This is a genomic window from Lysinibacillus fusiformis (assembly GCF_003049525.1).
Taxonomy (GTDB): Bacteria; Bacillota; Bacilli; order Bacillales_A; family Planococcaceae; genus Lysinibacillus; species Lysinibacillus fusiformis.
Genome location: NZ_PYWL01000002.1, coordinates 145,043 through 167,752, shown reverse-complemented (window position 1 = coordinate 167,752; position 22,710 = coordinate 145,043). Strand labels below are relative to the sequence as shown.

17 protein-coding genes are annotated in these 22,710 nt (G+C 39.1%); 5 read left to right on the top strand and 12 right to left on the bottom strand.

Annotated features, from left to right (window positions below; all coding sequences use genetic code 11):
* Positions 1-177: 177 nt before the first annotated feature.
* The 4 genes from preA to C9J29_RS05735 form a co-directional block, all read right to left on the bottom strand.
* Positions 178-1,440 carry an NAD-dependent dihydropyrimidine dehydrogenase subunit PreA gene (preA, locus tag C9J29_RS05750; RefSeq protein WP_043990168.1) on the bottom strand — a complete coding sequence of 421 codons (1,263 nt, stop codon included), beginning with the start codon at positions 1,438-1,440 and terminating at the stop codon, positions 178-180.
* 13 nt (positions 1,441-1,453) lie between these two features.
* Positions 1,454-2,821 (bottom strand): NAD(P)-dependent oxidoreductase, encoded by a 1,368-nt coding sequence (locus tag C9J29_RS05745; RefSeq protein WP_089986570.1) that lies wholly within the window; start codon positions 2,819-2,821, stop codon positions 1,454-1,456.
* 97 nt (positions 2,822-2,918) lie between these two features.
* Positions 2,919-4,322 (bottom strand): dihydropyrimidinase, encoded by a 1,404-nt coding sequence (gene hydA / locus C9J29_RS05740; protein ID WP_043990169.1) that lies wholly within the window; start codon positions 4,320-4,322, stop codon positions 2,919-2,921.
* A 44-nt stretch (positions 4,323-4,366) separates the two neighbouring features.
* Entirely contained in the window at positions 4,367-5,611 is a 1,245-nt protein-coding gene (locus tag C9J29_RS05735; RefSeq protein ID WP_089986571.1) for a Zn-dependent hydrolase, read from the bottom strand.
* Between the two features lie 140 nt (positions 5,612-5,751).
* On the opposite strand from C9J29_RS05735, the gene C9J29_RS05730 reads away from it, so the two are divergent.
* The 3 genes from C9J29_RS05730 to C9J29_RS05720 all read left to right on the top strand — a co-directional run bounded on the left by C9J29_RS05730 (position 5,752) and on the right by C9J29_RS05720 (position 9,986).
* The gene (locus tag C9J29_RS05730; protein ID WP_089986572.1) at positions 5,752-6,918 is read left to right on the top strand and encodes a PucR family transcriptional regulator; all 1,167 of its coding nucleotides are present in this window, start codon (positions 5,752-5,754) and stop codon (positions 6,916-6,918) included.
* A 173-nt stretch (positions 6,919-7,091) separates the two neighbouring features.
* Positions 7,092-8,453 (top strand): aspartate aminotransferase family protein, encoded by a 1,362-nt coding sequence (locus tag C9J29_RS05725; protein WP_089986573.1) that lies wholly within the window; start codon positions 7,092-7,094, stop codon positions 8,451-8,453.
* Between the two features lie 12 nt (positions 8,454-8,465).
* Complete coding sequence (locus C9J29_RS05720) at positions 8,466-9,986, top strand: CoA-acylating methylmalonate-semialdehyde dehydrogenase (protein WP_107921775.1); 1,521 nt, start codon at positions 8,466-8,468, stop codon at positions 9,984-9,986.
* Positions 9,987-10,083: 97 nt separating this feature from the next.
* Here C9J29_RS05720 and C9J29_RS05715 read toward each other — a convergent pair whose 3' ends face one another.
* The 5 genes from C9J29_RS05715 to C9J29_RS05695 form a co-directional block, all read right to left on the bottom strand.
* Entirely contained in the window at positions 10,084-10,416 is a 333-nt protein-coding gene (locus C9J29_RS05715; RefSeq protein ID WP_008176610.1) for a DUF378 domain-containing protein, read from the bottom strand.
* A 172-nt stretch (positions 10,417-10,588) separates the two neighbouring features.
* Positions 10,589-11,086 (bottom strand): methylated-DNA--[protein]-cysteine S-methyltransferase, encoded by a 498-nt coding sequence (locus C9J29_RS05710; RefSeq protein ID WP_089986575.1) that lies wholly within the window; start codon positions 11,084-11,086, stop codon positions 10,589-10,591.
* Positions 11,073-11,987, bottom strand: coding sequence for a DNA-3-methyladenine glycosylase family protein (locus tag C9J29_RS05705; protein ID WP_089986576.1), 915 nt, complete (start codon positions 11,985-11,987; stop codon positions 11,073-11,075). Before C9J29_RS05705 ends, C9J29_RS05710 begins: the two co-directional genes overlap by 14 nt.
* A gap of 13 nt (positions 11,988-12,000) precedes the next feature.
* Positions 12,001-12,558, bottom strand: coding sequence for a bifunctional transcriptional activator/DNA repair enzyme AdaA (locus C9J29_RS05700; protein ID WP_008176615.1), 558 nt, complete (start codon positions 12,556-12,558; stop codon positions 12,001-12,003).
* Positions 12,559-12,583: 25 nt separating this feature from the next.
* Positions 12,584-13,351 carry an isocitrate lyase/PEP mutase family protein gene (locus tag C9J29_RS05695; protein ID WP_107921774.1) on the bottom strand — a complete coding sequence of 256 codons (768 nt, stop codon included), beginning with the start codon at positions 13,349-13,351 and terminating at the stop codon, positions 12,584-12,586.
* Between the two features lie 195 nt (positions 13,352-13,546).
* Here C9J29_RS05695 and C9J29_RS05690 point away from each other — a divergent pair, with 195 nt between their 5' ends.
* On the top strand, positions 13,547-15,367 hold the full coding sequence (locus C9J29_RS05690; RefSeq protein WP_237068756.1) for a sensor domain-containing diguanylate cyclase: 1,821 nt from the start codon (positions 13,547-13,549) through the stop codon (positions 15,365-15,367).
* Positions 15,368-15,458: 91 nt separating this feature from the next.
* Here the strand turns inward: C9J29_RS05690 and C9J29_RS05685 are convergent, their stop codons facing one another.
* Together C9J29_RS05685 and C9J29_RS05680 are read right to left on the bottom strand one after the other, a co-directional pair.
* Positions 15,459-16,757: an MFS transporter gene (locus tag C9J29_RS05685; RefSeq protein WP_008176621.1), complete on the bottom strand. Its 1,299-nt coding sequence runs from the start codon at positions 16,755-16,757 to the stop codon at positions 15,459-15,461.
* A 22-nt stretch (positions 16,758-16,779) separates the two neighbouring features.
* On the bottom strand, positions 16,780-18,813 hold the full coding sequence (locus C9J29_RS05680; protein ID WP_096363966.1) for a CocE/NonD family hydrolase: 2,034 nt from the start codon (positions 18,811-18,813) through the stop codon (positions 16,780-16,782).
* Between the two features lie 255 nt (positions 18,814-19,068).
* Here C9J29_RS05680 and C9J29_RS05675 point away from each other — a divergent pair, with 255 nt between their 5' ends.
* Positions 19,069-19,782, top strand: a complete 714-nt coding sequence (locus tag C9J29_RS05675) for a TetR/AcrR family transcriptional regulator (protein WP_008176624.1) — start codon at positions 19,069-19,071, stop codon at positions 19,780-19,782.
* A gap of 70 nt (positions 19,783-19,852) precedes the next feature.
* Here C9J29_RS05675 and dinG read toward each other — a convergent pair whose 3' ends face one another.
* Positions 19,853-22,624, bottom strand: a complete 2,772-nt coding sequence (dinG, locus tag C9J29_RS05670) for an ATP-dependent DNA helicase DinG (protein ID WP_089986580.1) — start codon at positions 22,622-22,624, stop codon at positions 19,853-19,855.
* Positions 22,625-22,710 lie beyond the last annotated feature (86 nt).

The window sequence follows — 22,710 nt, the reverse complement described above, 5'->3', positions numbered from 1 at the left end:
TCTCTCCTTTTTTTCTAATTTCCGTGACAACCTACTTGAAGTTTTTCCCTCCTCCATCGCCACTTGATGAAGGAAGGTGGAATTTCGATTTTATTCATTTATCTTCATTCAGTTGGTGTTCGATAGGCTATAGCTCATCCCTATAAATGTCTACTACTGAATAAAGATGAAAAGTCTTTATTTTGAGAGACTGCTAATGAGCGATTGGCGTTCATTCCATGTCATCGGTGGAACGGTTGATTTACGTTCAACCATAGAAATGGCACCATCTACTGGACAAACAATAGAGCATAGATTACAACCAACGCAGTCTTCTTCACGAACTTTTAGCAATGGACGTCCATTTTCTGTATAAAGATCAATACATTGATGTGACGTATCCTCGCAAGCAATATGACACTTGTTACAATTAATACAAACATCATTATTAATTTCTGCGACAATTTTATAATTTAAGTCTAAATCACCCCAGTTTGAATATCTTGAAACGGAGCGACCTACTAAGTCCATGACGGAAGCTAAACCTTTATCGTCTAAATAATTGTTCAACCCATCAATCATATCCTCCACAATACTAAAGCCATGGTGCATCGCTGCTGTACAAACTTGAACGCCTGTTGCACCCATTAATATAAATTCTGCGGCATCCTGCCAATTAGAAATTCCGCCAATGCCCGAAATCGGTACATTGACTAATGGATTACGAGCACATTCTGCTACCATATTGAGTGCAATCGGCTTTACAGCTGGACCACAATAGCCACCATGCGCCCCTTTACCAGCAACATGAGGAACTGTATTCCAAGTATCTAAATCTACACCTGCCAAACTATTGATCGTGTTTATCATACTTATGGCATCTGCTCCACCTCTTTTAGCTGCTTCTGCCGTAACTGTAATATCCGTAATGTTTGGTGTTAATTTCACAATAACAGGTGTACGTGCCGCTTCCTTTACCCAGTACGTTTGTTTTTCCACCAGTTCAGGGACTTGACCAGAGGCAGAACCCATGCCTCGCTCTGCCATCCCATGTGGACAACCAAAGTTAAGCTCAAGACCATCAACCCCCACATCTTCTACACGTTTTACGATTTCATGCCACTTTTCTTGCTTTGGCTCCACCATTAAAGAGGCTATAATCGCGTGATTAGGAAATTTCTTTTTTGTCTCATAAATTTCTTGTAAATTTACTTCTAACGGTCGATCTGTAATTAATTCAATATTATTGAAGCCCGCTACACGCTGGCCGTTAAAACTAACAGCCGCAAAACGGGAGGATACATTTAAAATTGGATCCCCCAATGTTTTCCATACAGCACCACCCCATCCTGCTTCAAATGCGCGTTGTACCTGATAACCAGAATTTGTAGGCGGTGCGGATGCCAACCAAAATGGATTCGGCGATTGGATGCCTGCTAAGTTAATGCGTAAGTCTGCCATGTAAGTTCCCCCTTTATGCAATCTCACTTGGTTTTCTTAAACGTTCGTGAATCTTGTATGCTGCATCTTTTCCTTGCTGTACAGCAGTCACCACCATCGCTTCTCCCTGTCCATTGCCAAAGACAACGTCTCCACATGCAAACACTTTGTCATTGGACGTTTGCATCGTCGTCTCATCTATATCAACAACGCCATTTGTATGGGCTAAACCAAATGCTTCAATTAATGAAACAAAACGAGTTTGCCCAATGGCTTTAATGACCGCATCCACTTCAATAATAAAATTAGAGCCCTGTAATTCCTCTGGTCTTTGTCGACCATCAGGCCCAGGTTCACCAAGCTTCATTTTCACGCATTCAATACCTGTTACCCTGCCATCCTCATTGCCAATAATCTTCTTTGGTGCTGTGAGCCATTTAAATTCCACACCATCCTGCTTCGCAAATTCATATTCAAATTGATAGGCAGTCATTTCTTTTTGCGTTCTTCGATAAAGTATTTGGACATTCTCTGCCCCTAAACGCACTGCACTTGTAGCACCGTCTATCGCTGTATTTCCGGCACCAATAACAGCAACACGTTTTCCTACAATCTCATTTGTAAGCGGCCCCATTTTTGTTTTTCTGACAAACTCAATAGCATCGTGGACACCATCTAAATCTTCTCCCTCAATGCCTAGATTGGGAACAGCCCCCATACCGACAGCTAAAATAACATGGTCATATTCTCCCAAAATTTCATCGGCAGTAATATCGACGCCAACCGTCATATTAGTTTGAATATCCACTCCAAGCTGTTCAATTTGCTCGACTTCCCAATCAACAACATCATTAGGTAATCGGAACGCTACAATACCAAAACTACCTAAGCCACCTGCCTTCGCTTCAGCCTCATAGATAGTTACTTGATAGCCAAAACGACTTAGTTCACGTGCAGCCGATAAACCAGCAGGACCAGCTCCAATAATGGCTACCTTATGACCATTACTTGGCCCCTGTTTAAATAGCTGAGCATTCGTTTCCATTGCCCAATCCGTTGCATAACGCTGTAACTCCCCAATTTTGATTGGCTTTGTTGAAGAATTTAAGACACACGCTCCTTCGCATAATTCTTCCGTTGGACAAACCCTTGCACAGCTTGCACCAATAGGATTTGCTTCTAATATAGTCGTAGCAGAGCCCTTCATATTACCAGATGCGATTTTTTTTATGAAATTTGGAATTTGAATACTTGTCGGACAAGCTTTAATACATGGTGCGTCATAACAATAAAGACAACGATTGGCTTCCTCAATAGCCTCATTCTTTGTCATCTTGTTTTTTAATTCCACAAAATTACGTTTAAGCTGCAAGGTCATCGCATTTTCTTGAATCGGAACCATTCCACATCCCCCTCATGTGTTCTTTTTTCCGTGCACCAATTACGAGACCGATTGTTTTGTTCTCCAGCCAAAACAATCGGTCCTAAACTGAAGGAAGCTAAATCTTCAAGGCTTCCGCAGCTACTGTTTTTAATGGACGTTTAATATATTGTCCGCTACCTAGTACACCAACAAATTCTTTATTTTTAATGACATATTCGCCACGTACTAGCACACTAACAGGCTCGCCAGTCACTTCCCATCCCTCATATGGGTTATAGTCGACGTTCATATGATGTGTTTTAGCCGAAATTTGGCGTTTTGCCTCTGGATCAAAAATAACGATATCTGCATCAGAGCCGATGGCGATTGTTCCCTTTTGCGGGAATAAACCAAATATTTTTGCAGCACTTGTTGAAATCATATCGACAAATTCATGAATCGAAATTCTACCTTTGGCAACGCCTTCAGAATATAAAATACTGAAACGATCCTCAATGAAAGGCCCTCCATTTGGAATTTTTGAGAAATCATTTAGGCCTAACTGTTTTTTACCCTTAAAGCTAAAGGAGCATTGGTCAGAGCCAATTGTCTGAAGCTGTTTCGCCTTTAGGGCATTCCATAAATGTTCTTGATGATATTTCGGGCGAAGAGGAGGTGACCAAACATACTTGGCTCCTTCAAAGCCTGGCTGGGCAAGAGCTGATTGATCAAGTGTTAAATAGGGTGGACATGTTTCACCATAGACGTCATAGCCCTTTTCACGAGCAGCAATAATTTCATCCACCGCTTCTTTACATGTTACATGCACTACATATAGCTTTGCTCCAGCAATATGCGCTAATTCGATGGCACGTTTTGTTGCCTCTCCCTCTAATTCAGCCGGACGTGTTAATGCATGATAAATCGGCTCCTTATGGCCTGCACGTCTTGCTTCCTCGACAAGTTCATCAATCACAGAGCCATTTTCACAATGGACCATCACCAATGCTCCAAGATCTTTGGCAATTTTAAACGCCTTAAAAAGTGTTCGATCTGAAGCCTGGAACTCTTTAGCATATGCCATAAAGACTTTGACAGAGGTAATTCCCTCTTGCTCTAAAATTTGAGGTAATTCGGCTTCGGTTTCAGGCGTTAAATCACCAATCATTAAATGGAAACCATAATCAATAGCAGACTTTCCTTTGGCTTTGTCATGCCATCTTTCTACGGCCGCTGACAATTTTTCTTCACCAGCTGTTAAACAAAAATCTAAAATAGTGGTTGTCCCACCAAAAGCCGCCGCAATCGTTCCTGACTTCCAATCATCATCTGTCACTGTATTATTGAATGGCATATCTAAATGCGTATGAGGATCAATCCCCCCTGGCAACACATATTTCCCAGTTGCATCAATGATTTCAGCGCCATCCTCACTTAAATTTTGCCCGATTTGCACAATCTTGCCATTATCTATTAAAATATCTGCCTCATATGCATCCGCAGCAGTTGCTACTCTTCCACCTTTAATCATTTTTTTCACTGTGCCCCTCACCCTTCATCACAAAATTAGAGAATACTTCATGTTTAATGCAATGTATAAGTTTCGCCCATACTAAATTTTGTTTGTAGCGTTAGAACCGTTTCTAGCAAAATATCTGCTCCCTTTGCACAATCCTCAAAGGTTGTTTTCTCTTCCTCACAATGACTCTTCCCTTGAATACTTGGAACAAAAATCATTGCCGATGGAACCATACTCGCCATATACTGGGCATCGTGTCCTGCTCCACTAAACATGCGATGTACAGTATAACCGAAGCTCTGACAGGCTCTTTCTACCTCATTACAAATAGCTGTATCAAAATACACGGTTTCCCTACCCCATAACTTTACTGGGTGGATATTACATCCTCCTGCAGTTTCGGGTAGCGCAAGAAGAATATCCTCAACTTGTTCCATCACCTCAGGATTTTGATGACGAGAATCAATCGTAAATGTCACCTGATTAGGGATGACTGTGTGAATATTTGGCGAAACATTCAGACGGCCAAATGTAAACACTAATTGCTCATCAATCTTTCCTAATTGCTCATGTAACTCAGTTATGATCGTTGAGGCAACAATCATTGGGTCTTTCCGCATTGTCATGGGAGTCGTACCAGCATGATTCGATTGCCCTGTAATTGTAATTTCGTAGCAAACCATGCCAAGCACACCTTCTACAACCCCAATTTCATGTTGTTTCGCTTCTAACACTGGCCCTTGCTCAATATGCAATTCGATATAAGCAAGTGCTTCCTTCAGACGATTGGCTTGCTCTCCCTCATACCCACTTGCTTGTAACGCTTCGTGGAAACGAACACCATTTTTATCTGTGGATTGTAGCATCTTTTCTTTGTCAAATTTCGAGGTGATAACCCCCGAACTCATCATTGCTGGGTCAAAACGAGCCCCTTCTTCATTCGTAAAATTGACAATCATGAGCGGAATATCCACTTCAATTTCATTTTCTTTAATCGTTCGTATTGCCTCGATAGCAGTTAATATGCCTAATACACCATCGAATCTTCCACCCTTTTCCACCGAATCTAAATGGGAACCCATAACGATTGGTGGCACATCCTTTTTCCCAGCAAGAGTCGCATAAATATTGCCCATATCATCCACATGAATATCCATACCTAAAGCTTCACAACACTCACAAAAATAGTTTCGTGCTAATACATCCTCATCCGAAAGAGACAAACGTGTGACGCCACCATTTTCAGTAGCCCCAAATTGACTAAATTGTTCAATTAACTCTCGCAATCGTCTACTATTACATTTATACATATGCAAGTCCTCTCTTTCACAGTAGTTATTAAACATTCTAAAATAGATAAAATTTGAGAGATATGGATAGAAAACTAAAAAAATATGTGCAACTGCACATCATATATGGTAAGTTATGTTCATAATTAAGGGGGGGGAATATGGGTACGATTCGTAAAATCGTGGAGGGAGTTCAATTCCCAATGCTCACATTAGTCGCTGGACATAGTGGTACGTATCGAAGAGTTACTGGTATTAATGTTGTTGAAAGCAATGATTTAATCATGTTTTGTAGACCCAATGAATTAGTCGTCACAACTGGTATTCATTTAAATGCAGATGTAAATTCATTAGAACAACTTGTGAAACAAGCCTACGCCAAAAAAGTAGCTGGTTTTATTATTAATACAGGTCCATTCATTCCTAATATTCCAGAGGCCGTCATCTCATTTGCCAATCAATATGATTTCCCTATTTTTCAAATGCCATGGAATTATCGAATTGCCGATCTATTAAAAACGACCTTTCAGTTTATCGCCAACCACCATCAGGAGCTATCCATGGAAGAAAAAGTTCTGTTCAATTTATTATTCCATTACAAACAAAACGCTAACAGCATGAAGGATCAACTAGCACAGCTTGGTTTTCCTCAAGGAAGAGAATTAGCCATCATTACTTGCACAACAGTCGGCACTCAAGCCTCCATTGATCGATATGAGGTATTGGTGCAGTTCGCTTTTCAAAATCGCTATCAACGCTTCTTAAAATTAAAACATAAAAACTACCTCATCTTTTTAATTGATAAAACACAGATCAATACACCAAATATACCCTTCTCAAAAATCGTTGAAGAAATCTATGAAAAAATTACGTTAAAAAATGGTTGCTTGGATATGATTATTGGAAAAGGCAACTATCATAAAGAGCTTGAAAATGTCCGAAAAAGCTATGATGAATCATTAACGGTCATTCATTTAGCGCAGCTCCACAACAATCGTTTTTTATATAAATATAAAGAAATAGGTGCCTATAAAATTATTATGGCTGTGCAAAATCAAGCACTCATGAAATCCTTCAGCCAGGATATTCTTGGTCATCTCTACCACTATGATGATGTGCACAACACAGATTATGTACCATTTTTACGCATTTTTCTTGAGGAAAACGGCAGTACAAGTAGGATTAGTGAGCGTCAGTTTATTCATCGCAACACGGTTCTTTATAAAATAAAAAAAATTGAAATGCTTTTAGATATGGACTTGAGTAATCCCTTTACTAAGACAAATTTGTATATTGCCTTTTTAATAGAGGATGTTTTAACACATTAATAATGGCTATGTAGTCATTTAATTATCAGAATTTTCTATCACAAAATATTCCTTCTAAAACTGGTAAGGCATACATATAAAGTACAAATGGGGACGACTTTGCATTTTTATTGTCCACATCTGACTTAAGACGTATGCATGTTCAGCCATTACTTGTTTAAGGAGTGAATGTAGTGACCAATGTAACAAGACCAAATTGGCAAGTCAAAGATGAACAATTTGTATGGCACTCCATGAAGCCATACAACCCAAAAGCAACGATGATTGTCCAATCTTCTAAGGGTGCCTGGATTACCGACACTGAAGGAAAACGCTATTTAGATGCTATGGCAGGCTTATGGTGTGTAAATGTTGGTTATGGTCGAGAGGCAATTGCTAAAGTTGCCTATGATCAATTACTAGAAAATACGTATACACCGTTATCTGTTGGACATATCCCTGCCATTCAATTAAGTGAAAAGATTAGTGAACTATTAGGAGATGATTATGTCGTCTTTTACTCGAACAGTGGTTCTGAAGCGAATGAAGCTGCCTTCAAAATCGCTCGACAGTATCATCAACAAAAAGGACATGTCAATAGAACGAAGATTATTTCTCGTTATCGTGCTTATCACGGGAGCTCAATGGGGGCTTTAGCGGCAACTGGACAAGCTCAGCGAAAATACAAATATGAGCCATTGGCACCTGGTTTTATCCATGTCACGCCACCTGATTCGTATCGTGCCAATGAAGACCATATTAAAAGTAAAGATCCATGTGCATTGCCATCTGTGCAAGCGATCGACCATGTCATGACCTGGGAAATGTCTGATTCTATTGCTGCTGTCATTATGGAGCCAATCATTACTGGCGGCGGTGTGATCATGCCCCATGAGAATTACTTACAAGGGGTTAAAGCAGTTTGTGAAAAACATGGTGCATTATTAATTGTGGATGAAGTGATTTGTGGCTTTGGGCGTACAGGCAAAGCTTTTGGTTTCCAAAACTACGGCATACAGCCTGATATTGTGACAATGGCTAAAGGCTTAACAAGCGCTTATATGCCACTATCTGCTACTGCTGTTCGACGTGAAATTTATGAGGCTTTTGCAGGGAATGACGATTATGATTTCTTCCGCCATGTTAACACCTTTGGTGGCTCGCCAGCTGCTTGTGCCGTAGCATTAAAAAATATTGAAATAATGGAAGAGGAAAATTTATTTAACTATTCCGCTACGTTAGGAGAAACGCTCCTTAAAACTTTACAAGAGCAATTAAAGGAACATCCATATGTCGGGGATATTCGTGGAAAAGGGCTTTTGATCGGTATAGAGCTTGTACAAGACAAAAAGAGCAAAGCCCCACTAGATGTCACACTCGTTAATAAGGTTATTGCGCAATGTAAGGAGCAGGGGCTAATTATTGGCAAGAACGGTGTAACTGTTGCAGGCTACAATAATGTTTTAACGCTATCTCCTCCACTAATCGTCTCCTCTGAGGAGATTAACTTCCTTGTGGAAAAATTCACACAAGCCTTACATGCTATAAAATTGTAGGAGGACAGCTCAATGATAACGAATACGGATATTCAAGAATTAGGCCATTTTATTAATGGACAAACTGTTTTAGGAAAAAGTGGACATTTTTCTGATGTATACAATCCAAGCACGGGTTCTGTCATTGCGCGAGTTCCCCTAGCAACACATGAAGAGGTAAAAGAAGCGATCAATGCTGCCCAAAAAGCATTCCCTGCATGGCGCGCATTATCCGTTGGGAAACGAGCAGAAATAATGCTCAAGTTTCGACAATTACTGACAGACAATATGGATGAACTCATCGATATGATTTGTAAGGAAAGCGGCAAAACCAAAGAAGATGCGAAGGGCGAGATTACACGTGGTTTAGAATCGGTTGATTTAGCCATCAATGCCCCACACTTACTAAAAGGTGAGTATTCCGTTAATGTGGGTGGTCAAATTAATGCTTATTCCACAAAAGCACCATTAGGCATAGTGGCTGCCATTTCACCGTTTAACTTTCCTGTTATGGTCCCACTAGCCATTACAAGCATGGCTGTCGCTGTTGGAAACTGTGTAATTTTAAAGCCATCCGAGCGTGTCCCTTGTTCTGCGCTATATATATCAGAGCTATGGACAAAGGCAGGCTTACCAGAAGGCGTATGGACGGTCATTAACGGTGATAAAGATGCTGTCAATGAGCTTCTATCCAACCCACTAATTGAAGCAGTTTCCTTTGTAGGGTCCACTCCTGTTGCAGAAGCTATTTACGTCACGGCTTCTAAACATGGGAAACGTGTGACTGCGCTTGGCGGTGGGAAAAATAATATGGTTGTCATGCCAGACGCTGATTTAGAGCAGGTCGCAAATGCCTTTTTAGGTGCAGCCTATGGGGCAGCTTCTCAACGGTGTATGGCAATCTCTACCATTATCCCTATAGGGGAGGATACGGCAAATAAATTAGTCACGATCCTAGCTGATAAAATTGCCAAATTAAAAGTGGGACCTTATACAGACCCCGACGTTGATTTCGGTCCAGTTATTACAGAGCATTCGAAGGAAACGATTATTGGCTATATTGATCGTAGCCTACAGGAAGGCGCAACCATTGTTTGTGATGGACGACATCCGAAAATTGCCAAACAATCAAAAGGGTTTTATCTAGGTCCTACTCTCCTCGATCATGTTAAACCAGGTATGGAAATTTATGAGCAGGAGGTTTTTGGACCAGCCCGCAATATGGTTCGTGTGGATTCATTGGATGAAGCGATTGCCTTAATCAATGCACATGAACTGGGTAATGGCGTGACAATTTTTACGAATGATGGTGCAGCTGCTCGTAAATTCACCACTGAAATTGAAGTAGGGATGGTTGGCGTGAACGTACCTATCCCCATTCCAGTAGGCTATCATAATTTTGGTGGCTGGAAACGCTCAAGATTTGGTGAGGGACATATGTTTGGACCAGATCAAGTACGCTTCTTTACAAAAACAAAGACCATTTCAGAAAAATGGATCACACAAGATCATGACACTACATCATCCTTTGCCTTCCCAAGCAATCAAGCATAAAGATAACTTGCGTAGTCATTAAATGGACTACGCAAGTTTTTCACCTATTTGAAAAAAACTGACGAACCAAATATGGCCACCAGTTTTTATCATAAGCTTACATATTGTCTTTCTTGTCCACTTTTTTCACTTCAGTTGTCTTCTTTACTTCAGTGAAATCCGCTTCTTCCCCAGCCTCCATGCCATAGCTAGGATTTCGATCGATACGCGTATAAGTATCTATGTCTTCCTCGTCTTCAAATCGCTTCACCAAAATTGGTAAAGTAATTAAACCAGCGATTCCGACTAGTGCGTAAATCCATCGCGATAAAACCGCTGTTTGCCCGCCAAATAAATAAGCCACTAAATCAAACCTAAAGAATCCAATGAGTCCCCAGTTGATTGCCCCTATAATGACTAACACTAATGCGATTCTATAGAGCACGCTCATGAGTACACCTCCTTTATCATTTTTACTCCTAGCTAATTTTTTAGCAGAGAGGTGTCATAAGAAGCGATAAAATGATAAAGACTAATCATTAAAACCGCCATATTGACGGTCTTATTTTTTGCAATAACCACTTTTTTATACAGGTCGAGGTGGCCAGATGGACTAGGTGTAATTAGCCTTTTTTGGCATTGCCCTTTAATTGATGAGATTGTTCATGTTGAAGAAGCCATTCTTTACGCCACATTCCACCACCATATCCAGTCAAAGATCCATTAGAACCAATAATTCGATGACAAGGAACGACGATACTAATATTATTTTTACCATTGGCACTACCAACTGCTCTCACTGCCTTTTCATTGTGAATAGCCACAGCAATATCTTTATAGGAAGCTGTTTCACCGTAGCCTACGCTAGGTAAAGCATGCCAAACGGCTTGTTGAAAGTCTGTTCCTTTAAAAACATAGGGAAAAGAAAACTCATGTCGTTCACCAATAAAATATTCATGTATTTGCTTAGCACATTCTAGTAGCACTGCAGGTGTGTCTTGTTGAGGAACATGGATGAGCTCTTGTCGTTCTGCAAAATTAATGCCATCAATTGCTTCTTCATTTCCTTCGATTTCAATCATGCCAATCGGTGATTTATAATCTAATTTAAACTGTTTCATATAGTGACCTCCATAAGTAAAAAGTTGCATAAGCCTGCCATCCTTGCCAATGTTGCGAATAGTGGGTAATTTCCTCAATCGTAGGTTTTCGTTCTAACCCTAATTGCCTTTTTAGAGCATTATGTAGACCCACATCTGCAATGGGAAACGCAGATAGCTCTTGGTAAGATTTCATTAACACATAGTCAGCCGTCCATGCCCCAATGCCCCGAATAGCCATTAAACTTTTTTTCATGTCCTCGTAATCCTTTTTTTGGCGTAGCATTTCTTTGGTCAATTGACCGTTTGCTATACTTTTCGCAATATCAATGATGTACTCTGCCTTTTTTTGCGTAAACTGAAGGTTCCTTAAATCCTCCACTTGAATAGTAGCTATTTTTTCGGGTGTTGGAAATAACCAGTGGCTTTCCCCTTCAAAGGTAACACTGTGTCCAAATTGTTCAACGAAGCGCTTTTTAAGTGTATAGGCAAACGTTAAATGAATTTGCTGTCCAATAATAGCCCACACGAGAGCCTCGAATAAGTCAGGTATTCCCAATAAACGTAATCCTCTATATTTTTCTGCCAATGGCTGTAAAATATTATCCTTGTTAGCCATCTGATAAAAACAAGCCAAATCCGTTTCTAAATCAAACCATTCTATAAGATAGCGTACAATTCCTTCTCTGTCATGGAGTGATGGCTGATTCATGGGAAATTCTACTTTCATTTTATAAGCTTGCTCACTTATTCTACATAAAATTAGCTGATCCTTTATTTTTAGTAATTTAAAGAGAACATCCTCTTTTATTTGGTGGAGAATTTCTTGATTGGATCGTTTTAAAAACATCCAACACTCTGTAAAATCAAATTCGGCTGGAGGTTCGATTTCTACAAAATGAGCGTGATTCATCCAGTTCATAGCCTTCCCCTTCCTATGAAAGATTTCGATATTGTGTGGGCGAGCAATTTTTTAATCGTCGAAACACTTTATAGAAGTTAGACGGACTTTGAAACCCAGCTTCATAGCAAATTTCCAAATTTGTATAGTCTGTATGTTTTAAAAGGTGAGCCGCCTTATCAATTCTTATTTTTTCAAGATAGGCTCGAGGCGTCTCCGCTGTCACTTGTTTAAATAGTCGCTCAAGATGGAATGGACTAATACCAACATGCTCTGCCATATCCTGCAAGGTTACCTTTTGTTTATACGCACTAATGATAAAAGCTGTTACCTGTTGAATCAATTGTGTATGCGGTGAACATTCGATTTCAGGCTGACATCGTTTACATGCACGATAGCCCGCTGTCTCGACTTCTTGAATAGATTCATAAAAATCAACATTCATCTTTTTTGGCTTTCTTGATTTACAGGAAGGACGGCAATAAATTTTAGTCGTTTTAACCGCCGTATAAAATAGGCCATCATAGGTTTGATCACAGGCTATAATCTTTTCCCACTTCTCCTCAAAGGATAAATGGATTGCATTGTCCACGAATGGCTCACCTCATTTTCATAGATTACACATATAAAGTAGAAGTATCTTGGTCTTTTACTAATTGTGCAGTATGCGCTGTCAAATAGGCAATGATTTTATCCGAAAGTGCATTGCCAAAACTCATGCGTCTTACCCCTAATTCTTTTAATGTTTGGCAATTTGTTAAACCTGGTAAAGAAAGGAGATTGATCGGTGCATCCACATTGCTTGTGATAGCTCTTATTTCATCCACATTTGTTAAGCCTGGGATAAAAACACCACTTGCTCCGCTCTCGACATAAGCCATTGCTCTAGTCATCGTTTCTTGATATGGCTGTTCAACTTGAAAATACGTATCTGTTCTAGCATTAATAAAAAAATTTTGATAACCACGATTATCTAACATAGACCTCATATTTGTAAGCAAATGACAGTGTTCTGTAAGACTTCTTAAGCCTACTTGATGTTTGAATGAATCTTCAATATTAATTCCTGCTACTCCAACATCAGCCGTCCTTAACACATTGTCAATAATGCTTTGTTCATCATGACCATATCCCGCTTCAATATCCGCTGATACGGGGATATTTACTTGCTCTGTTATAGCTTGAATAATGGCCAAATGACGCTGAAAATCAATCAGTTCCCCGTCTGCATAGCCCAGTGAATTCGCAATCCCCCAGCTAGTTGTACCAATCGCCTGAAAACCTGCTTTTTCTAATATGAGCGCTGATAACACATCCCAAGCATTCCCTAAAAATAAAAGCTCCTGCGATTCATGTAAATCATTGAATTTCTGAATGTTTGACATATTGAAAGCCTCCCTATCATTTACTAGACCTCATATTATCAGGAAGTTTCCATTTATTTCGTCCTCAATCTTGCTGTTATAGTCTATAATAAGGAGGTATCAATTAACTTAAATTTCTAAAAAGAGAAAATTAAACAAATGTTGTAGCTATTCAACTTCACCTAGTAACGGTAGAATGGGAGCAATGAATTTTTGATGAAAAACAAAAGGATCAGAAAAACACTGTTTTTGATTTGTTTTACCCTTTCTTTTATCATCCTTATACCACCTGTAAGTGCTATGAGCCCAACAGATGAGCTAGTAGACCCTATTATAGTAGGAGAGCATTATGAAATTTTTCGAGATCCATCAAAAAAGGTCCCTATTGAAGATATATTGAACGGCACTTATGACCATCTCTTTGTGGCCAGCAATCAACCCTATCCATTCTTTTGGCATACTCAAGATACCATTTGGTTACGCTTACCTATGGACAAGATTTTATTAGATAAAGAGGAACCTTATTGGCTAGAGGTGACAGATAAATTAGATAGCATTGAGTTGTTCTCGGTAAAAGCGGATGGCTCCTATGATGTGCAACGAAGAGGCATTGCTAATCTAGGGGAACAATCTCTTCCATCTCGTTCTAATTTATTTCACATCCAAGACCCTTCTATTCAAGAAATTTTTATTAAGTTAGATGGGACATTACCACTAAGTATTACCTCCTTTTTATATACGGAAATAAGTTTTACAAATAAGATGAGTGAATATAAATTTTTAACTGGCATTTTCTATGGTTTTTTATCAGCTCTTTTAATTTATAACTTATTTTTATTTTTTTCACTGAAGGATAAAGCTTACTTTTTCTATGTTTTATATATGTTAAGTTTTATTTTTTATCAAGCAACGTTAAATTCACTAGACATAGAATTATTAGGCAATTGGTTGTCGCAAGAATTTTTTATTAAATCATTAACAATTAGCGGCAATCTACTGCTTTTATTTATGCTCCTATTTTGTCTTCAGTTTTTGGAGTTAAAAAAATTTCTACCGTCATTCCATACAATCGGAAAACTACTCTTATGGATCACCATCTGTTCTTTAATGGCATCTTTTATACTCCCTGATGTTGCATTTATTAATAATTTCACAACTACCTTTGCGGTAGTAGTCTTTATCTTTCTATGGCTGTCTGGCATTTTCGTTTTCAAAAAAGGGCAAAAGATGGCTCGATACTATATCATTGGCTGGACAGTTTTACTAAGCTCCATCATTGTTCAAGCGCTGGCCTTTTTAAGTATTATTCCATTCCATCCACGAGTTTTTGAGGAAGTACCAGCCATTGGTGCTATTTTTGAATCCATTTTTTTATCTTTAGCATTGGGCGATAAAATCAACATTATAAAAAAAGAGCATCAACTCATGCAAGAAACACTAAATGAAACATTAGAATATAAAGTTCAAGAACGGACAAAAGAGCTTGAAGCAGCCAAACTTGAGCTTGAAGCATTAGCAAACACAGACCGACTCACTCAAATACCAAATCGTGTACGCTTAGATGACGTATTAGAAAAAGAATTTAAGCAAGCTACAGGAAACGGCACACCCCTATCGATTATCTTGTTGGATATTGATCATTTTAAAGCTGTGAATGATGAATTTGGACATCAAGTGGGTGATCTTGTGTTACGTCATGCAGCAGACATTTTAAAAAATCATGTACGAGTAGAAGACATTGTTGGTAGATGGGGCGGCGAGGAATTTTTAGTAGTTTGTCCAAACACTCGCTTAAAGGATGCTGTGCAACTGTCTGAAAATCTACGACAGCAACTTGAACAACATTCATTTCCAGTTGTTCATCAAAAAACGAGTAGCTTTGGTGTGACAAGTTTTGTCATTGGCGATACGATTCATTCCTTATTATCAAGATGTGATAAAGCTTTATATCAGGCAAAGGAATATGGTAGAAACCGCGTGGAATTTTTACAGAATGATATAAATTCAGAGACTAATCAAGAGGCGTCCACCCTGTGATATCTTTTGACGAAAAAGATGACTTCGGCTTATACCAAAGTCATCTTTTATTTCAGTGGAAGACATTCTATGAATTTTTTTTGATGCTAAATTAAGTAAGCACCTGTTCCTTCGCAAGCTTTCTTTGCAATGCAATCTCCTTGCGTTTTTCTTTCGTTACCCGTTGCCAAATGACTACTGTAACGAATCCAATTATAGCTAAACCTAATAATATACCGAAGAATACTTTATAGCCTGCTGTGCCACCCCAATAATCTAAACAAGCGCCTGCAATGATTGGCATAAAGATTTCCCCACTATAGCCAATAATCATTAGCGGCATGGATACTGTTCCTGTTGATTCAACAGGATAATCCCCTTCTACTAAAATAGCAAAATGCATCGCCTGCAAAGCATACATTGATGTATAAATAATCCCGATAAATATTAAAAGCATCAGGATAAAGGAAGCTTTGCCTGGTAATAAGATAAGTCCCACTAAGCCTAGTGCTAATAATATATAGCCGATTAACACCATATTAGACACACCTATCCGGTCACCAATAATGCCTGCACTAAAACTGCCGATTGGTCGACAATACTGAGAAAAGTAGCCTAAAGCAGCAGCAATTAACGTAGATGCACCAAATGCGGCTGTTGCATAAGGTGTGATGTAATAATAGCTAATGATCATCGCATAAGACGTAAAAATAAGAATAGTTGCAAGCCAAGTTGTTGGCATCTTTAACACTTTCCAAAGGACGGCCCAATCAAATGATTTACTACCATCTTTATCCTCACTAGCTACAGTCCCTTGATCGGGGTCTTTATAAAGCATCATAATCATGAACCCTAACAAAAGACAAATGACAGAATACACCGTAATAACCGCTGAGAGTGCCATTTTATCACTCATATGCTTCGCAAAAAAAGCAAATATCCCTAAAATCACAGCAGATTGAATAATATTGGTTACGCCACGGCCACCTTCAAAAAATCCAAAAGCTTTTCCTTGTTCATTTTCAGAACCTAAAGAACGTACTGCTTTTACTAGTGCTCCCCAAAATGTCATAATGGACGTGATTCCCCAAGCAGCATGGATGAGGAGAAGCACTGGATATGGTGGATACAGTAATAATGTAAAACCTAATAACCCTGTGGCCACTAGAGAAATAGTTAATAAATATTTCGTTTTCCAACGATCTGCACAAAATCCTCCAAAAATATAGGAAATTAAACAACAAACACCATATGCACTACCAAGTGTCCCCATTTGAGTATTCGTCAAATGAAATGCATCGAGAAAGACATCATAATAGTAATTTCTAAAATACGGTAATGCATAAATTAATGCACCTGAAACAGCTAAAATAACTAAAGTAGCTGTATTCTTTTTTAACTTAGCTTCCATATGTTTACCCCTTATATGTTATTTACATGCCATGACGTTTAATTTTTTGATCCCATTCCTTATGGAAGACCTGTTTGTCATTTTCTTTGATCGCCATTTCCCCAGCAATTTGGAAGTTTTCTAGAGTAGATGTTTTAGTAACCGTAATATCAGCATCAATCCACCAACCCTCACGACCTATTTTCATTTTTTGATAGATTGTATACTGAGCTGACAATGGATCAGCATTCGTTAAGGTTAATTCCCGCTTCAAATTATGTTCTACCGTGACATCAATGTCATCAAAGCGATATATCCCTTCACCAAAAACGCCTCCAACCCCATCTGTAATACATGTCCATGTATCTGTTAAAATATCGTATGAAATAGAACGATCCACTCTTCCTTCTTGGAGAGTTGTTATAGGTGTTAATGGTGCACTCTCAGGATTCATATTTGGTCCAGCTATTTGATGTCCATGGAAGGTTGGTAATGTGAAAGTAGCTGTTTCAAGATTTAATGTCAATGTAGCATCTTCTGGCATCGGCCAAAACATAGGCCAAAATGTTGTTGCTAATGATAAGCGTAAACGGTGCCCTGCTTTAAATTGATGTCCACAGCAATCTAATTGCACAAAGGCTTTTACTTTTTCACCAGGAGTTAACAGTTCTACATGGTCATGACCATTCAAATGTGTTAAATTCATCACCCCATAGGATACACGAGTAACAGCTCCATTTGGTGCTACATCTGACAACTGCGTAAATAACATCGCATGTGGTTTATCACTCATTAATTCCACTTCAAACTTCGGATAACCCACAATCTCTAGTGGATTCTCTAGCATGTCCGTTTCAAAAACCATAGCCATTCCATCATCAATTCGTTGATCTGCTGGACTTTCACCTAGTACTCCAGCACCCATCCATTCTCCCGATAATAGTCCGTGGTTTTGTGGTGTTTTTAATTGCACCTGTTCTTGTTGATCACTACGATGCTCTACTAATTTCCCGTGTGTCAGTTGATACGCTTTCGTTTGTACCTCTTCCGCTGTTGGCCATGATTCTAGTCCAATCCAATAGCCATGGCTGACTGGTTTCTTAACAGAAGGTTCCATGCTTTCTTCAACCCAAACATTCACCATTGGTCCATCCATTACATCATTGTCAATCCCTTTTAACCAATGATCCCACCATTTCACGGCCTCTTGTAAAAAGCCCATTGCTGGACCAGGAACTCCATCATGTGGGTAAACATGTGCCCATGGGCCAATAATGCCTTTTCTAGGAACAGAAAGCCCTTCCATTAAACTTAAGACTGTGTTCGTATAGGAATCTTCCCAACCATCTAGTGCAAAAACAGGGATTTCGATGTCATCGTAATTCTCACAAACTGAACCATGCTTCCAGTAGTCATCTCTTGTTTGATGCTCCATCCACTGCGCCATCCATAAAGGCATATTTTCTAAGCGCTCCATCCATTTCTCACGCCAGCTATCGCCAACAATGTGAGGATCAATCGGACGGAGTTGATACGCTAACATAATAGAGCCCCACCAGAAATTATCATTTAATAAACAACCACCCTTATAGTGAATGTCATTATTATAGCGATCATCCGTGAAGCCTACTGTAATAATCGCCTTTAATGCCTTTGGTCTGCGAGCAGCTACTTGCAGAGAGTTAAATCCGCCCCATGATTTCCCCATCATCCCGATATTGCCATCACACCAGCTTTGATTAGCGATCCATTCAATTACTTCAAGCGCATCATCCTGCTCTTGCTTTAAATACTCATCTTTTAATAAGCCATCTGACTCACCAGAACCTCGCATATCTACTCGTACAACAGCATAGCCATGTCCTGCAAAATACCCATGCATAGGCTCATCTCTCGCTCTCGTTCCATCTGTTTTGCGATAAGGAATATACTCCAGGATAGCCGGTACTTTTTGTCCTGCCGCCACGGTCGGTAACCAAATTCGGCTAGAAAGCTTTGTGCCGTCTGCTATTTCAATCCATGTGTTTTCAATCGTTTCATATGTACACTCAAATTGTGTCACAATTTTTTTACTCATTAAATAAATCCTCCCCTTGTGTTTGAACTTTTTATTCTTGCATCCACTTCGTCTAATTATTCAGAATCTTAATTATTTAGTAATCATGATTATAAAATAATTGTGATTAGTATATCATCTGAAAATCCAATGTACAACACTGAAAATGCTAAATGCTAATGCTATAATGGGAGATGGAAATAAAAATTGTTATGCTATAATAAGGTTAAACTAGCTTATAAATGGTAAATATATGAATTAAACTAATAATTTTACATGACCATTGTACGTCGGGGGGATATTACTTTGAAAAAAAAGGAAATACAAAGGAGTCGTATGTGGAAATACTTTGTAGACGCCACAGCGGAAATTATTGAAGAAGAAGGAGTGGAAAATGTCACGATTAGAAAGGTTGCCGATAGGGCTGGTTATAACAGTGCAACCATTTACAATTATTTTTCAGAAATCTCTCATCTCCTCTTTTTTGCATCGATGAGATGCATGCAAGACTATACAAACGAAGTTGCTCGTTACATAGAAAGAGGCAAGGACCCTATTGATAAATATTTATTAGCCTGGGAATGTTTTTGCCAATACTCCTTCAAACAGCCACAAATTTTTCATGCCGTCTTTATTATGGATTTAGGGGAAACACCTGAAAAACTATTGGAAAATTATTATAACTTTTACCCCAATGATTTAATTAATATTCCTGAAGATTTAAAGACTATACTGTTTCAGCACAGTCTGACAAAACGGGGACGTTCTATGTTAGAGATCGCTTTAAAAGAAGGCTATTTAACCGAGGGTAATGTAGATGCCATTAATGAAATCACACTCTTAATTTGGCAAGGTATGTTTACTAACCTTTTAAATAATCGAAAAAGCTATGATGCCCAACAAGCAACAGAAATCGTTATGAGCTATATTACTAAGATTGTTCGAAATGCCAATCTTTTTGATGAGGAACATAACAACAAACAGTCATAACCCTCATCATAAATGTATAGGCAACCACTTAAAAAAACCCCCTTCTAGCTCATGCTAAAAGGGGTAATTTTTATTTTTGCCAATGATTCAGTTCTTTTAATAATTCGGGTAGCTGCAATTTCTTTACATCGATTGGCGGTAGTGCTTTAATAAATTCTTTCCCATAGGATTTGCTAGTTATTCGACGGTCTAGGACGATAAATGCGCCTTTATCCTGAGAGGAACGAATTAAGCGACCAAAGCCCTGCTTAAAGCGCATAATAGCCTCAGGCAATGACAACTCTGTGAAGGAATTGCGTCCTTGCGCTGTAAGATGCTTCGCTCTCGCCTTAAAGACAGGCTCTTCTGGTGAAGAGAATGGCAGCCGTACAACGATAACAGAGGCAAGAGCATCTCCAGGAACATCGACACCCTCCCAGAAACTGTTTGTTCCAAAAAGAACAGCATGGCTAAATTTTTGAAATGATTTTAGAATGCGCATACGGCTACCACCTGTAACACCTTGCGCAAAAAGCATATAATCATCTAAAAGTTCACTATCTTGAATGAGCTCGACTGTTTTCCGCAGCATATCCTGAGCTGTAAAGAGCACAAAGCAACGACCTTCCGTCATTCTAACAGTCCTCGTAATCGCATGAGCAACTGCCTCAATGTATTCTTCTTGGCTGACATGCTGAATATCTGGCATATCCGTGACAATAAATGCTTTTGCACCTGCGTAATAGGCTGGCGGTGCCTGTAGTTTTATCACTTCAACGCTATCAGAAATTCCTAATTGTCGTGTAACAAAACGCTCATTGCCTGGTACCATTAATGTACCTGATGTCCATACAATGCTCGCTTGCTTGCGAAGAGGTGCTAGCACTTGTTCAATAATCGGTGTGACATTGGCTGGCTTCTTAAAAACATGTAAACTGCCAGGAACACTTCGAACATCGAATTCTAGCCAAACCGAACTTCCATCGTGCGATGACAGGAAAATGTCTTCCCACTCTGCAATTTTAATTTTCACTTCTCGAATCCAATAATGCCATTCGGATAAAATATACCTATCATTTTTATCTAATTGCTCAATATTATTTTCAAATCCTTGAGCTGCTTCAGTCGCAAGATCAAGCCATTGCTGCGTTAATTTGCTTACTTGTAAAAATGACTCTTTGGCAAGCGTTACATCCTCTATAAATAATGTACACTTACTACTAGCTCGCTTGCCTTTCATCTGTTGTTGCATGCTTTGTGCCGCTCGTTGAATAGTCTCATCAAATGCACGTTGTAACCGTATAAAATGAGCATCCAGTCGCTGTAAACTTTGCATGGACACACGTTGTTTCTTCTTCGCCGCTTCACAAAAAAGTTGATAAAGTCCTGTGTCTTCCATTGTGCCAATTTGACCAAAAATATATTTCCATTGCGTATAGGAGAAGACAATTTCATCCTGTTGCATCGCAGCCTGTATAAATTGATGTGCCTCATCAATGACCCAGCCATCTATTTGTGTAAATATCGGCGTTTGACGAACTAAATCACTTAACACCATAGCATGATTTGTCACTATACAGTCAGCAAATGCGCTGTTCTTTAACGCTTGTTCATAGAAATCAAACCCTTTAGATGGTTTGTCATTTGGTATTTTGCGGATTTTCTCTAAAAACAGTTGTCCCCCACCTGAAACATTCAGCTCACTTAACACACCGGTCTCTGTTTTCGTCAGCCAAACGAGAATCTGTAAAATAGAAAACGTATCATCATAGGATTCGTCCGCATATGCCATGGATTGTTCAAAACGATCTAGATCAATATAATGCTGCATCCCCTTGAGTACACAAATATTTACTTTTGTTCCCAAGATTTTTTCTATCTTTGGTAGCTCTTCCTCTACAAGCTGTTCTTGCAGATAGGATGTATAGGTACTAATGGCGATTTTTTTATGGACAGTACGAGCATATACGATGGCTGGCAGTAAATATCCCGCCGTTTTGCCAATACCCGTAGAGGCTTCAATTACACATTCCTTTTGTTCATGTAGAGCTTGCCAAATCGTATCCATCATCTTAAATTGAGCTGGACGTTCCTCAAAATTGGGGAGGGCCTTTGTCATTAATGCCGTTTTATCAGCCACTGTTTGCGGATAATCAATCGTCTCTGATGCATGGTCATGTTTATTACGACCATTACAAATCGCAAAATTCCGGTAATAATGCACATTCTCATCGCTTGTTTTATGTTGACGTTTTATTTGCAATGCCTCGAAAAAAAGCTGAGAAATATTCGATTTTAAGCGAAATGAACGCTTATGCATTTGTTCTAATGTTAATTGAGGAAGATTTAAAAGCTCTTTCCAACAACATTTGAACAGCTCAGCAGTAGCACGGGCATCGTCGTCTGCTCGATGCGCATTGGCCAACTCTATATTTAAATCTGCCGCCAAGTCTCCTAGCTTAAAGCCGAGTGACATCGGAAACAAAATTTTTGCCAGCTCTACTGTATCCATTTTTTTACCTTGCCACTTTGGAAGGCCAGCCCGTTTAAATTCCGCCTGTAAAAATGATAAGTCAAAATCGGCATTATGGGCTACAAACACACAATCAGCCAGTAGCTCATATATGTAATCCGCATGTTCCTCAAAAGGGTATGAATCCTTAACATCCTCATTCGTTATATGCGTTAAATCTTGAATGAACGATGGAATGGCTTTTCCCGGGTTAATAAATTTCGTATAGGTACGCTCAATTTCCCAATCCTTCATAATAACAATGGCAATTTGAATCATCCGGTCCCCATTTGCTGGTGAATGACCCGTTGTCTCCAAATCCACAATGGCATATTTTTGACTTTCCATCATACATCTCAACTCACAGTCACATTAGATAAGAAGAATTTTATCATATATTTAGTTCAGCGGCATCCTTTCTCCCCTATATGCCGTCT